This window comes from Paeniglutamicibacter sp. NPDC012692 (genome assembly GCF_042901625.1).
GTDB lineage: Bacteria > Actinomycetota > Actinomycetes > Actinomycetales > Micrococcaceae > Paeniglutamicibacter.
Genome location: NZ_JBIBDE010000002.1, coordinates 333633 through 346708 on the forward strand (window position 1 = coordinate 333633; position 13076 = coordinate 346708).

At 64.8% G+C, this 13076-nt stretch carries 14 protein-coding genes; 9 read left to right on the top strand and 5 right to left on the bottom strand.

All coding sequences use genetic code 11. The features are described from left to right. Positions 1–117 precede the first annotated feature (117 nt). From ACFY5D_RS09695 to rlmN, 3 genes are all read right to left on the bottom strand, one after another. Positions 118–1458, bottom strand: coding sequence for an anaerobic C4-dicarboxylate transporter (locus ACFY5D_RS09695; RefSeq protein ID WP_387528449.1), 1341 nt, complete (start codon positions 1456–1458; stop codon positions 118–120). Between the two features lie 183 nt (positions 1459–1641). Then, complete coding sequence (locus ACFY5D_RS09700; protein ID WP_387528451.1) at positions 1642–2109, bottom strand: carboxymuconolactone decarboxylase family protein; 468 nt, start codon at positions 2107–2109, stop codon at positions 1642–1644. Positions 2110–2156: 47 nt separating this feature from the next. Then, the gene (gene rlmN, locus ACFY5D_RS09705; RefSeq protein WP_387529768.1) at positions 2157–3362 is read right to left on the bottom strand and encodes a 23S rRNA (adenine(2503)-C(2))-methyltransferase RlmN; all 1206 of its coding nucleotides are present in this window, start codon (positions 3360–3362) and stop codon (positions 2157–2159) included. A gap of 344 nt (positions 3363–3706) precedes the next feature. On the opposite strand from rlmN, the gene ACFY5D_RS09710 reads away from it, so the two are divergent. Beyond that, positions 3707–4258 (top strand): HNH endonuclease, encoded by a 552-nt coding sequence (locus ACFY5D_RS09710; protein WP_387528453.1) that lies wholly within the window; start codon positions 3707–3709, stop codon positions 4256–4258. A 173-nt stretch (positions 4259–4431) separates the two neighbouring features. Further along, positions 4432–4998: a MarR family winged helix-turn-helix transcriptional regulator gene (locus ACFY5D_RS09715; RefSeq protein ID WP_387528456.1), complete on the top strand. Its 567-nt coding sequence runs from the start codon at positions 4432–4434 to the stop codon at positions 4996–4998. Between the two features lie 35 nt (positions 4999–5033). Here ACFY5D_RS09715 and ACFY5D_RS09720 read toward each other — a convergent pair whose 3' ends face one another. Next, the gene (locus tag ACFY5D_RS09720) at positions 5034–6509 is read right to left on the bottom strand and encodes an SDR family oxidoreductase (protein ID WP_387528458.1); all 1476 of its coding nucleotides are present in this window, start codon (positions 6507–6509) and stop codon (positions 5034–5036) included. Beyond that, complete coding sequence (locus ACFY5D_RS09725; protein WP_387528460.1) at positions 6506–7297, bottom strand: tryptophan-rich sensory protein; 792 nt, start codon at positions 7295–7297, stop codon at positions 6506–6508. Before ACFY5D_RS09725 ends, ACFY5D_RS09720 begins: the two co-directional genes overlap by 4 nt. A 141-nt stretch (positions 7298–7438) precedes the next feature. On the opposite strand from ACFY5D_RS09725, the gene ACFY5D_RS09730 reads away from it, so the two are divergent. The 7 genes from ACFY5D_RS09730 to ACFY5D_RS09760 are packed head-to-tail and all read left to right on the top strand — an operon-like array spanning position 7439 to position 13042. After that, on the top strand, positions 7439–7936 hold the full coding sequence (locus ACFY5D_RS09730) for a MarR family winged helix-turn-helix transcriptional regulator (RefSeq protein WP_387528461.1): 498 nt from the start codon (positions 7439–7441) through the stop codon (positions 7934–7936). Next, positions 7933–9024, top strand: a complete 1092-nt coding sequence (locus tag ACFY5D_RS09735; protein ID WP_387528464.1) for a polyprenyl synthetase family protein — start codon at positions 7933–7935, stop codon at positions 9022–9024. The genes ACFY5D_RS09730 and ACFY5D_RS09735 overlap by 4 nt, the downstream gene beginning before the upstream one ends. Positions 9025–9029: 5 nt before the next feature. Then, on the top strand, positions 9030–9908 hold the full coding sequence (locus ACFY5D_RS09740; RefSeq protein ID WP_387528467.1) for a phytoene/squalene synthase family protein: 879 nt from the start codon (positions 9030–9032) through the stop codon (positions 9906–9908). Further along, on the top strand, positions 9905–11530 hold the full coding sequence (gene crtI / locus ACFY5D_RS09745; protein ID WP_387528470.1) for a phytoene desaturase family protein: 1626 nt from the start codon (positions 9905–9907) through the stop codon (positions 11528–11530). The genes ACFY5D_RS09740 and crtI overlap by 4 nt, the downstream gene beginning before the upstream one ends. After that, on the top strand, positions 11527–11865 hold the full coding sequence (locus ACFY5D_RS09750; RefSeq protein ID WP_387528473.1) for a lycopene cyclase domain-containing protein: 339 nt from the start codon (positions 11527–11529) through the stop codon (positions 11863–11865). Before crtI ends, ACFY5D_RS09750 begins: the two co-directional genes overlap by 4 nt. After that, complete coding sequence (locus ACFY5D_RS09755) at positions 11862–12188, top strand: lycopene cyclase domain-containing protein (RefSeq protein ID WP_387528475.1); 327 nt, start codon at positions 11862–11864, stop codon at positions 12186–12188. The genes ACFY5D_RS09750 and ACFY5D_RS09755 overlap by 4 nt, the downstream gene beginning before the upstream one ends. Then, positions 12185–13042, top strand: a complete 858-nt coding sequence (locus ACFY5D_RS09760) for a prenyltransferase (RefSeq protein WP_387528478.1) — start codon at positions 12185–12187, stop codon at positions 13040–13042. Before ACFY5D_RS09755 ends, ACFY5D_RS09760 begins: the two co-directional genes overlap by 4 nt. The last annotated feature ends 34 nt before the right edge of the window (positions 13043–13076 follow it).

Genomic DNA, 13076 nt, shown 5'->3' on the forward strand with positions numbered 1-13076 from the left:
CGCGTGGCCCCGGCTGCAACTGCGGCCATCACGAAACATGTGGAACGGCACACGTCCGAAGCGGTGGGTTACCGGGATTCGAATGCGTCGTAAAAAGGCGTCCCGACGGTTGATCAATCACCCCAGGATCAGGCCCAGGATCGCGCCCGGCACGATCGTGGTCACCGTGAGGATCAGCGTGGGCACGAAGAACGAGTGGTCGTAGAGCTTGGAGCCGAGCTTCGTGGAGCCGGAGGTGTCGAAGTTCGCCGCCGCGATCTGCGAGCCGTTGGTCGGCAGCAGGTAGATGCCGGCAAAGGCCGCGGCCCACATGCCGGACAGCAGCCCCGGCGCCATGCCCGCGGCCAGGCCGATCGGCACCACGGTCCGCGTCGCCGTCGACTGGCTGGTGGTCAGCACGCAGACCAGGAACACGCCCAGGGCAAAGATCCACGGGGCGCTCTGCACCATGGCACCCACGCCGTTGGCGATCATTTCCGTGTGCGCGCCCAGGAACGTGTCGGTCAGCCAGGCCAGGCCGAAGAGCGCGATCGCGGAGACCATGCCGGCCTTGAACACGGATGTCCCCGGCACCTCCTTGACGTCGGGGCGGCACACGAGCCAGATCAGCGTGCCGACAAGCAGCATCAGCACCTGGATCAGCGGGGTCATCGAGATCGGGTCGCCGGCGGCATCCAGCGGTCGCAGGTTCTTGAACAGGCCGAAGACCACGATCGCTGCGACGCCGGCGAAGAAGATCAGCGCGGCGTTCCTGCCGGCCTTGGTGACGGTCACCTGGACCTGCGCCACCGCTCCCCCGGCATCCGGTGCGGGGATCTCGCCGGCTGCGATCTTCGCCTGGATCTCCGGGTCGTTTTCGATGTCCTTGCCGAGCTTGTTCACGAAGATCGCTGCCACGACGATGCCGATCAACGCCGCCGGGAAGGTGATCTTGATGATGTCGATGAGCTCGAAGTTGTACGGGTTCACGGCCGTCAGCGTGACCATGGCGGCCATCGCCGCGGACACCGGCGAACAGGCCAGCGCAACGCCGGTGGCCACCACGGACAGCGACAGCGGGCGCGAGGGCCGCACGCCGTTTCGGTAGGAAAGGTCCTGGATCACCGGCAGCAGCGGGTAGAGGATGTTCGAGGTTCCCGCGCCGACGGCGAAGAGAAATGATACAAGCGGTGCGACAAAGGTGATGGCCTTGGGGTTCTTGGAAATCAACTTGGCGGCAATCGAGACCATCCAGTCGATGCCTCCGGCAACCTGCATCATCGAGCTCGCGACGATGACGGCCATCACGATCAGCAGCGCGTCGACCGGAGGCGAACCGATGGGCAGGCCCATGACAAAGACGAGCACCGCGACACCCGTGCCGCCCCACAGACCCAGCCCCACGCCGCTTGATCGCGTACCCATGATGATGGCACCCAGGACTACCAGCAACTCGATAATGAATCGTGCCGTCTCCATAAAACTCCCCCTCGTACGCTTTTGCCTTTCAGCCGAAGAATACCGGAGGAACCTGGCCCTGAATAGGAACTTTTGTACAGAATGGCACAAAATCAAGGCCCAGGGGATGCACTCGAACACGCGGCGCCGCTCCAGTCCGAGGCGGACCCCGAAGGCATAAAGACGCACCGCAAAGTGCTAGGGTCAGGCTTTACGCGCCCGCACCGGGTGCTGGGAGAGGATCGAGACGCGGTTGAACGCGTTCATCGCGATGGCTGCCCACTGCACGGCGGAGAATTGCGCGTCGGTGAGCACCAGCCGGGAGGCCGCCAACTCAGCAATGCGGGTCTCGGAGTCGGGCAGCGTGGTGGCCGCCTCGGCGACGGCAAGGGCCGCCGATTCGATGTCGTTGAAGAGCGTGGTTTCGCGCCAGACGGAGAGCACTGCCAGTCGTTGGGTGTTTTCGCCCGCCTCGATTGCCTGCCGGGTGTGCATGTCCAGGCAGAAGGCGCACCCGTTGATCTGCGAAATGCGCACATTCAGCAGTTCAATCAGCCGGTATTCAAGGCCCGCGGCTTCGCCGGCGGCCTTGACCTTCAGGGAGAAGGCGTTGAGCGCCTTCCAGCTATCGGCGTCGGACTTGTCCAGGAAAAACGGATCAGACAATGACATGTGAAACCTTTCTCGAAGAGAAGCCCGCGCCGATAGGGATGACTGTACTACTCGGCTGCCGCCAGCTGGCCGCAGGCGCCGTCGATTTCCTTGCCGCGGGTGTCGCGCAGGGTGGTCGGCACGCCTGCGGATTCCAGGCGGTCGATGAACTCCGCCGTGACGTCGGGTTCGGAAGCGGTCCAGACGGAACCCGGGGTCGGGTTCAGCGGGATCGGGTTCACGTGGACCCAGCCGCGGCCGCGGGCGTTGAGCTTGCGGGCCAAGAGGTCCGCGCGCCAGCCGTGGTCGTTCATGTCCTTGATGAGCGCGTACTCGATGGAGACGCGGCGACCGGTCTTCACGTAGTAGTTGAACGCGGCATCGAGTGCCTCGTCGACCTTCCATCGCGAGTTGACCGGGATCATTTCGTCGCGCAGCTCGTCATCAGGTGCGTGCAGTGACAGCGCGAAGGTCACCGGGACACCCTCCTCGGAGAGCTTGTTGATCGCCGGGACCAGGCCCACGGTGGAGACGGTGATGCCGCGGGCGCTCATGCCCAGGCCCTCGGGGACGTCGGCCACCATGCGGTGCACGGCGTTCATCACGCGCTTGTAGTTGGCCAGGGGCTCGCCCATGCCCATGAAGACAATGTTGCCCACGCGCTCTTCCGGGTGCTTCTGTCCACCCAGTCCACCCTCGGCAATGACGCGGTTGGCCTGGACGATCTGGTCCAGGATTTCGGCGGTGGACATGTTGCGCGTCAGTCCGGCCTGGCCGGTGGCGCAGAACGGGCAGTTCATGCCGCAACCGCACTGCGAGGAGATGCACAGGGTGATGCGATTGCTGTAGCGCATGAGCACCGACTCGACCAGCGAGCCATCGAAGAGGCGCCAAAGGAACTTGATGGTCTTGCCATCGTCGGTGGCCAGACGCTTCACCTCGGTGAGCAGCGTCGGGAACATGACCTCGGCGATCTCGGCGCGGCGGTCCTTGGGAAGGTCGCTCATCAGCTCGGGATCGGTGGTGTAGTGCTGGAAGTAGTGCACGGAGAGCTGCTTGGCGCGGAAGCCGGGCAGGCCCATTTCCTTGAGCTTGTCGGCGCGCTCGGCCAACGTCAGGTCCGCGAGGTGCACCGGCGGCTGCGAGACGCGCTTCTTGGCGGTGAACTGCAGCTGCGGACGACCGTCGTCGCCCATGGCCTGCTTCCAGCCTTCGGCGGTCGGGCGAACCTGCGCGCGGCCCTCGGCCTTGGCACGGGACTCGGAGATGCGCATTTGCTGGGCGCCTTGGGCGGTTGCCTGGGCGGCACGGCGCGCGGCCACGTCCTCTGCGCTGGGCACAGTTTCGGCAGGCACGGTCTCTGGGGTGTCTTTGGGGGAAGTCATCCCTACCATTCTCCCATGCATGTCCAGCGCATGGGCGGTGAGATTGGGCACCACCATTTACAACCGGTTCGTTCCGGTGCGTGGCTGTATTTGCAGGCCTCCGGGCAATATAAACATCGAAGGCTGCAAATCATGCATTCACCGCACACAACAGCTGACAACCTGCCGTAGTCAGGGCTAAGGTAAACGAATTGGATTCTGGAACAATGCAATTCAGAGTTAGGAACTTGGGGATGCTTCGTCGCGCTGAAAATGTTTCATTCACTCATAAGCCAAGTTTTTGGACTCGTAAAGGTCCAATGGTCGTGTCAATTGGCAGGAAGACATACTTGGTTGGCAAGATGACAGAACCCGAGTTTGCAGAATGCCAAGAGCTTCAAAAACAACGCCCTGTCGCATTGATTACGGTCGGCGACAGACGATACTGGCAGTTTCAGAACCGCATCTACTGGGAAAACGACAACCTAAAGCCGACTGAGGTCTATGCCCTTATCGTGACCAGGGAACAAAGAAACCGACGCTACATCGATCATGCGCAAATGACTGTTGCAGCCGGTTCGGCCCCTCGAGGAACGGCCGCTCGGCGATCCATTCCTGATGACGTAAAGCAATATGTTTGGGCGCGGGATGAAGGTCACTGCCAAAGCTGCGGTGCAACGACTGAATTGCAATTCGACCACATCATCCCCTTGGCGATGAACGGCAGCAGCAACAGTGAAAATTTGCAGCTCCTTTGCGGTCCTTGCAACCGCAGGAAGTCTTCTGGGTTGACTACACGGCGCTGATTGCTTTCATACGGACACTCGGTGAGTATTCGTTTCGGCAGTTGCGTGCAACATGGTGAGTCATTTGTAGGCCCGTGCCGGATTGGCGCTGAGTAGTGGGGTGCCAATCCAAGAGCCGTATCATGAAGTGGTCGCCTACGTCGGTGCGATTCATGCGGAACGAAGGGAAGCCAATGGAACGCGAAGAGCTTCCCACTATCTTCAATCTCGCCTCGAGCGATCCGCGCAGTGAACTGATCGACAGGTCCGGACTGAGCAGTGAAACGCTGGCGCAGATCGACCACATCATGGCCGAGATGGGTCGGCTACGCGCTGTCGAGCGCAAGATCTCCAGGGCCTCCCAGCGCTACATGAAACTGAACGAGACCGACATGCGGGCCATTCGCTTCCTGATCTCAGCCAAAAACACATCGACGGCAGTGACACCCGGCATGCTGGCAAAGCACCTGTCGATCACCACGGCCTCGGTGACCAAGATGATTGACCGCCTCGAACAAGCCGGCCACGTGGTGCGCACCCCGCACCCGACCGACCGCCGTTCGCTCTGCGTCGCGGTAACCCCCGAAACGCACCTGGCCGCACGTGAACAGGTCGGCCGCCATCACGCGGCGCGCTTCGGTGCCGCCGCGCGGCTCAGCGCCGAGGAGCGGGAAGTCGTCATCCGTTTCCTCGCCGAGACGGCCCGCGATCTGGAAGACAGCATCGCGTCTGTCGGCGAGCGCCCCGACGACGGCTCGTAGCATTTCCCTACCCAAGGGTTCCCGGGTTCAACAGGTCAGCCCCGGTTCTTCGTTTCTCCCAGGTTTTCCGCTGCCGTGGTGATCCTGCGCGCCATGGAGGAGAAGATCACCCCATGGAACGGCAAGATCGATAGCCAGTAGAGACGGCCCGCCAGCCCGTGGGGGAAGAACACCGCCCGCTGCCTGTAGAGGCTGCCGCCCGGGATCCGTTTGACGGACAGCTCCAACCAGGCCTGCCCCGGGACACGCATCTCCGCACGCAGGCGCAACAGCTCGTCGGGCACCAGTTCCTCGACGCGCCACCAATCAAGCGCATCGCCCAGCGCCAGGGACTGGCGGCTGCGCCTGCCTCGACGCAACCCCACTCCCCCTGCAAGCTTGTCGAGGAACCCACGCACGGCCCATGCCCCGGGCAGCGAGTAGTAGCCGGTGTCCCCACCGATCCCCTGAATCACCGTGAAGAGATCGCCCGGTGCAGCGGTGGTTTCCCGTTCCCTCACATCCGTGTAGACGGTGCGCCCCGCCCATTGGGGGTCGGAGGGCAGCGGTTCGGCCGGGGACTCCAGCGCGTGGGCCGTGGCCCACGTCGTTTCCACGGTGTCCGCCTCCATCTTGGCCAGCGCCAGCTCGACCGCCCTGCGGTATCCGGTCAGCCCGCCTTCAGGACGTTCGATGATCGAGTCAACGTCCCTGTTGCGCATCACGCAGTCGTGCTGCAGGGATTCGACCAACGGGATTGCGAGGGATCGCGGAATGGGAGTGACAAGGTTGACCCATTGCGCCGCCAGCCACGGGGTCAACACGGGTAACGCCCAAATGACGGGTCGACGAATGCGTGCGGCATCCGCATAGAGTCGCATCATGTCGCCGTAGCTGTGCGCGTCGGGGCCGCCGATGTCGAAGGCCCCGGAGACGTCCGGAGGAAGTTCCGCGGCGCGGCCCAGGTAGTGCAGTGCATCGCGCACCGCGATGGGTTGGACCTTGTTGAGCACCCAGCGCGGGGCCGGCATCACCGGCAACACGTCGGTGAGGTGCCGGACCATTTCAAAGCTTGCCGATCCCGACCCGATGATCAGCCCCGCCTGCAATGTCAGGGTAGGGATACCGCTGGCCTCCAGGATTTCCCCGACCTTGACCCGCGAGGACAGGTGGCGGCTGAGTTCCCCGCTGGGGTGCAACCCCGAAAGGTAAACGAAGCGTTCGATGCCTTCGGTCATGGCCGCCTGGACGATGGTTCGCGCGCAGCGTTCCTCAATCGGTGCGAAGTCCGAGGTGCCGCCCATGGAATGCACCAGGTAGTAGAGGACGGAGGCTCCGCGGCAGAGCTCTTGCGCGGCATGCAGGTCAGTGAGGTCTCCCTCGATCACCTCCACCTGTGAGCGCCAGGGAACATCGCGCAAGGCATCCTTCCGGCGGGTCAGCACCCGCACCTCGTGGCCGTTTTCAAGCAACAGGGGAACCAGCCGACCACCGATGTAGCCCGAGGCTCCCGTCACGGCAATGACGCTCATGGCCGCACCTCATGCATCTGCCTTCGGCGGGAAGTCAGCGACACCCCGGCACCGAGCGTAAACACCAGCAAGGCCCCGGCGCCGATAAATGCAGTCGCTGCGACGACCATCGAAGACATCCCGCCGTCGCTGCGGCCCACGCCGATCCAGGCGATGCCCCACACCATGGCCAACGCCGCCGCCATCCGCCCGCGCGAGTACAGCACCGTTCCGGCGCCAATGAACACGGCGATGACGACCAGCACCGCTGCCATCGGTTGTGTCCAACCGGCACCGCGCCCCGCGCCGAGCGAGGCCAGCCATGCCGCCATGTTCGCAACCGTCGCAACGTTCACCCAGCCCAGGTACGGGCCAAAGGTCAGCCACATGATCCAGCGCTCGGTCGGGTCGGCCACGGGTTCCTGGACCAACAGCATGAAGATCCGGATGAGCACCAGAAGCAACGCCAGTATCACCAAGACGCTGATCCCCAGCCAGCCGAGCTGCACCACCGCAAGCCACAGGGCGTTGAGGATCGCAGAGGCGGCAGCCAACGGCCGCAGGGCGCGCTGCGTGGGAGAGCTGCGGGCCGTGGCACCCAGCTGCCACACCGCATAGACGGCCAGGCCTAGGTAGATGAAGGTCCAGACCACAAACGCGCCGGTGCCCGGGGCGAGCAGCGTCGAGTCGGCTCCCAGCCACCCGTCTGCCGCGTCCTTGACCGGCACACCGCCAAAGGCCCCGCTGCCCACGAACGCCCCGACGATCGCCGCGAACACCGCCAGCGCAACCATCAACGGAATCGCCATCGAACTTTTCCCTTCGACGTGCATCTCGGTCCTCCTGTTCGAGGGATTTTTTGTTTTGGTTGCCCATCCCACTCGACAAGCAGCAACTTGTTAACCCATGATGTATCTAGATAAGCTAGCAATCAACCCTTCGAGGTAAAAATGGTTCAAGGTTTCCCGGACGACAGGTCCGCGCTGCACGCCGCCTCGCGCTTGCTGCACGAGGTTTTGGTGCTCAACGACGCCCTCGAACATTCGATGTGCCGCCACCTGAACATCAACGAAACCGACTTCCAGGCGCTCCAGCACCTGATTCGCTTTCGGTCCATGACCCCCGGGGAGCTGGCCACAAGACTGCACATTTCCACCGCCGCCACCACCGCCGTCATCGACAGGATGAGCGAACGCGGCCATGTGCTGCGCGCACCACACCCCACCGACCGCCGCAGCTTCCTCATCTCCCCCAGTCCCACGGCCATCACCCAAACACTCACAGCACTGCGCCCGCTCCTCAACGATGCCGAACGCGTCGTCCAGGCACTGGCACCCGAGGAACAGCAAGCAGTGGTGCGCTACCTCGACGCCATGCTCGAGGCCATGAATACCCAGATCGACACCATGGGCACCCCCACCACCAAGAATCGGAGCGGACGATCATGAGCCTGCCAACCCATAGCGCCGCGCAGACCCGCGGCGGAACGACGATCAATCGTTCAGAGCCATTGGAGCTGTCGGTCCGCCGCGAACTGGACGCCGTCATCGGCGAATACCAGCGGGCCGCAGCGTCATATTCACCGTCGACGGCGATCCTCTGGGACCGCATCGGCGCGGCTCTTGAGGGCGGAAAGCTCACGCGACCGCGCCTTGCCATGCTGGGCCACGAGGCCTTCGGCGGCCGGGACACCGGGCGCGCCGTCACGCTGGGTTGCGCGTTCGAGCTGTTGCATGGCTCGCTGCTGATGCATGACGACGTGATCGACAGGGACTTCACGCGCCGCGGGCGGCCCACCCTTTCGGCACGCTACCGCGCCGAGGCACTCGCCTCGGGCAGATCCCCGGCCGACGCCGATCACGCCGGCCACGCTGCGGCAATCATCGCCGGTGACCTGTTGCTGGCGGCCTCCATCAGGCTGGCCGGCAAGGCGGCAGCGTCCCTGCCCGCGGCGGCCGCCATCGAAAACGCCTTCCACCAGGGCGTCCACAACGCGGGCGCCGGCGAGCTGGAAGACCTGCTCTTCTCGCTCTCGGCATCCCCTGCCAAGGTCCAGGAGGTGCTGCGCATGGAGGAATTAAAGACCGCGGCGTACTCCTTCCAGGCGCCGCTTCAGGCCGGGGCACTGCTCGCCGGGGCGGGCGCGGAGGACGCTGCGGCACTCGGGGACATCGGCAGCCAGCTGGGGGTAGCCTACCAACTCATAGACGACGTGCTGGGAACCTTTGGAAATCCTGCGTTCACGGGGAAATCCATCGAATCGGACCTGCGCGAGGGCAAGAGCACCATCCTCACGGCGATGGCCTCCACGACGCCCGCGTTCGCGGCGAACCTGCAGCTCTTCCGCGAACACCGGACGGATGTTGCGACGCTGCGCCAAAGCCTGCAGCGCACCGGCGCCGAATCCTTTGCCAGGCAGCTTGCCGAGGAACTCTGCCACGGCGCCACCCAATCGGCCCACCAGCTGCGGCTACCGGCCCAGGTGAGCGCCGCACTGGAGGATTTCGCCTCGCTCATCCTGCACAGGGGGGCCTAGCAGCCATGGAACACACGGCTTTGGAGCGCTACACGGAGGCCGCAAGCAGCAGCGCCCGCGTGGTCATCACGCAATACTCGACGTCCTTCTCGCTGGCCTGCAAGATGCTCGACCGCACCTCCCGCAGGCACATCTCAAACATCTACGCGCTCGTGCGCCTGGCCGACGAGGTGGTGGACGGGGTGGCGCGCGAGGCGGGGCTGGATCCGCAGGCGGTCGCCGAGGCGCTGGCCCGGCTAGAGGCCGAGACCGAGGCCGCATTGCTCACCGGCTACAGCACCAACCTGATAGTCCACGCCTTCGCGTGCACCGCCCGCAGCCAGGGCATAGACACCGGGCTGACCCGACCGTTCTTCGCTTCCATGCGCGCCGACCTGTCCATCACCACCCACGACGCGGCCACGCTGGACCAATACATTTACGGTTCGGCCGAGGTCGTGGGACTCATGTGCCTGCGGGTGTTCCGGTCCATGCCGCAGGCCCCCGCCGGGCACGATGCCGAACTCGAAACCGCCGCCCGGCACCTGGGCGCAGCCTTCCAAAAGGTCAATTTCCTGCGCGACCTCGCCGCGGACACAGGCGAGCTGGGCCGCAGCTACTTCCCCGGTCTGGTTCCCTCCGCGTTCACCGACACCCACAAGGATGCGCTGGTCGCCGATATCCGTGCGGACCTTGCCGCCGCCGCGCTCGGCATCCCGCTCCTGGCACCGCGCGCGGCCCAAGCGGTGCGCATGGCCCACGGGCTTTTCGGGGCGCTCGTGCGGGAACTGGAGCACACCAGCGCTGCGCAGCTGATGCGCCAGCGCATCTCCGTTCCCGCACGTCGCAAGGCGATGATCGCCTTGCGCTCGACGATCGGCAACCATAGAAAGGCAACGGCATGAAGCACCAATCCCCCGAACGCGTGGTGGTCATCGGCGGCGGATTCTCCGGCCTGGCCACCGCCGGGTTGCTGGCGACCTCCGGGCACCACGTCACGCTGCTGGAAAAGCAGGACACCCTGGGCGGGCGCGCTGGCCGGCTGAACCGCGACGGGTTCAGCTTCGACACGGGCCCCTCCTGGTACCTCATGCCGGAGGTCATCGAGCACTGGTTCGAACTCATGGGCACCTCCACCGCGGCAGAAATCGACCTGGTCGACCTCGATATCGGGTACCGCACCTGGTTCGAAGACCATGCCGATCCGCTGGACATGCCCACGGGTGCGGGCGCCGTGGCGGCCTTCGAATCCGTGCAACCCGGGGCCGGGGCCGCACTGGAAAAGTACCTTGCCGACGCCGAAACCAGCTACGGGCTGGCCCTGGAACACTTCCTGTACGACGGTTTCTCTTCGGTCCGGTCGCTGCTCAATCCCCGGCTACCGGCCCTTTTACCCAGGCTGGCACCGTTGCTGGCCCGCTCGTTGGATTCGTTCGTCGCCCAGCGGTTCAGCGATCCCCGCTTGCGCCAGATCCTGGGCTACCCGGCGGTCTTCCTGGGCAGCAGCCCCAAACGCACCCCCGCCCTCTACCACCTGATGAGCCACCTGGACCTGGCCCAAGGCGTGAAGTATCCGCTCGGCGGATTCGCCAAGCTGGTCGATGCCATGGCGGAGCTGTGCACCAAGGCCGGGGTCCGGCTCATCACCGGCGCCACGGCGGAGGGCATCGACACCGTGCAAAACGGCCGGCACACCCGCGTGGATTCGGTGCGTTGGAGCGACTCCCGCGGCGAAACACACCGAGCCGATGTGAGCGTGGTGGTCGGCGCCGCGGACCTGCACCACATCGAAACGCGGCTGCTGCCCGAGAGGCTGCGTTCCTCCTCCGAGGCATCGTGGAAGCGCCGCGATCCGGGCCCGAGCGCAGTTCTGCTCTGCCTGGGCATCCGCGGCAAGCTGCCGAAGCTGCTCCACCATAACCTGCTCTTCACCCAAGACTGGGACGAGAACTTCGGCCGCATCCGCCGCGGGGAACCGCTGGGCACGGAGACAAGCATCTATGTGTGCATGCCCAGCGCCACGGATCCGGGCGTCGCCCCGGCCGGGCACGAAAATCTCTTCATGTTAATCCCCGCCCCGGCGCTGCCGGAGTGGGGAACCGGCGGTGCCGACGGAAACGGCAGCGAACGGGTGGAGGCCGTCGCCGATGCGGCGCTCGCCCAACTGGCTGCCTGGGCAGGCATCCCGGACCTGACCGAACGCATTGTGGTGCGGCAAAGTTACGGCCCCGGGGACTTCGTGGACAACGTCAACGCGTGGCGCGGCGGGGCGTTGGGACTGGCCCATACACTGGGACAGAGCGCATTCTTCAGGCCCGCCAACCGGAGCGCCAAGGTGGAGGGTCTCCACTATGCGGGAAGCTCGGTGCGCCCCGGCATCGGAGTTCCCATGTGCCTGATCAGCGCCGAAATCGTCGCCAAGGCAGTCAACGGGATCAAGGATTCCGGCCCCCTCTCCATCGCCGGCTGCAGCCTTGATGCGCGCGAACCCGAAGGCAATGTGCCGGAAGAACGGGTGGCCACATGACGTACCTGCTGACGTTGCTCGCACTCATCGGGTGCATGGTGCTGCTCGATGCAAAGTACAGGCTCTTCGTCTTCGCCCGGCTGCTCCCCGCCCTCGCGTCCCTGACCGCGGGAACCTGCATCTTCCTGATCTGGGACGTGATGGCGATCGAGAAAGGAATCTTCCTGCACCGAGAATCGCCTCTCATGACCGGGGTGATGCTCGGCGAGCAGCTTCCCTTGGAAGAGGCCTTCTTCCTGTTGTTCCTCTGCTACCAAACCATGCTGCTGGTCAACGGGGCACTGGCCCGGCGTGCACACCGGGCCAAGACGCGGGCGGGGGTAGAGGCACCGTGAGTTTCGCGCTTCTTTCCGGCTGGTTCCTGCTCGGTTCGCTGGCGCTTTTCCTGGTTGCACTGAAGCTGCGCCGGATCCCGTTTGGCGCCGTTGCGCCGGCCCTCGGTTTTACCTCGGCCGTCCTGCTCGTGCTGACCGCCGTCTTCGACAACATCATGATCTCCTCCGGGCTCTTTGGCTACGGGGACCGGACTCTGCTGGGGATCCGCGTGGGGCTGGCCCCGATCGAGGACTTCAGCTATCCGCTCGCCGCCGTGTTGTTCATGCCCGCGCTGTGGTGGCTTGGCGGCGGCACCGCCCCGGCAGGGAAGGACCGCCGATGATCCGCGAACTGTTCATGACCAGCCGGCCGGTTTCCTGGGTGAACACCGCCTACCCCTTTGCCGCCGCCTACCTGCTGACAACGGGGCGGATCGACTGGATCTGGGTGGTTGGCACGTTCTTCTTCCTGGTCCCCTACAACCTGGCCATGTATGGCGTGAACGACGTGTTCGACTACGAATCCGACCTGCTCAATCCACGCAAGGGCGGCGCCGAGGGCGCCGTGCTGGAACGCACGCGGCACCGCGGCATCCTGGTTGCCTGCGCCGTCGCGACAGTGCCGTTCCTGGCGGTGTTGGGCATTGCCGGTTCCTGGCAGGCGAACTTGGTGCTGCTTGTGTCGATGTTCGCGCTACTCGCCTACAGCGCCCCCGGGCTGCGTTTCAAGGAACGCCCCTTCCTGGATTCGCTGACGTCCAGCACGCACTTCGTGTCCCCGGCGGTCTATGGCCTGGTGCTTGCCGGCGCCCACTTCAACGGTCCGCTGCTGGCGCTGCTTGTCGCGTTTTTCCTCTGGGGCATGGCCTCGCACGCATTCGGCGCCGTGCAGGACATTGTTCCCGACCGTGCGGCTTCCCTGGGTTCCATCGGCACGGTGCTCGGGGCCAAGCGGACGGTGCGGGGGGCCGCCCTGGCCTACATGGTGTCCGGGGCACTGTTGCTGTTCACCGCCTGGCCCGGGCCGTTGGCCGGCTTGTTGGCCCTGCCGTACCTGGTCAATGTGCTGCCTTATGCCAACCTCGGGGATGCGGAGTCGGAGCGCGCCCATGCTGGCTGGGTCAGGTTCCTCTGGTTGAACTACGTCACCGGCTTCTTCGTCACCATGGTGCTGATTTGGTATGCGCTTGAACGCTGAACCTGACTGCCCCGAACAAAATTCACGAAAGGTG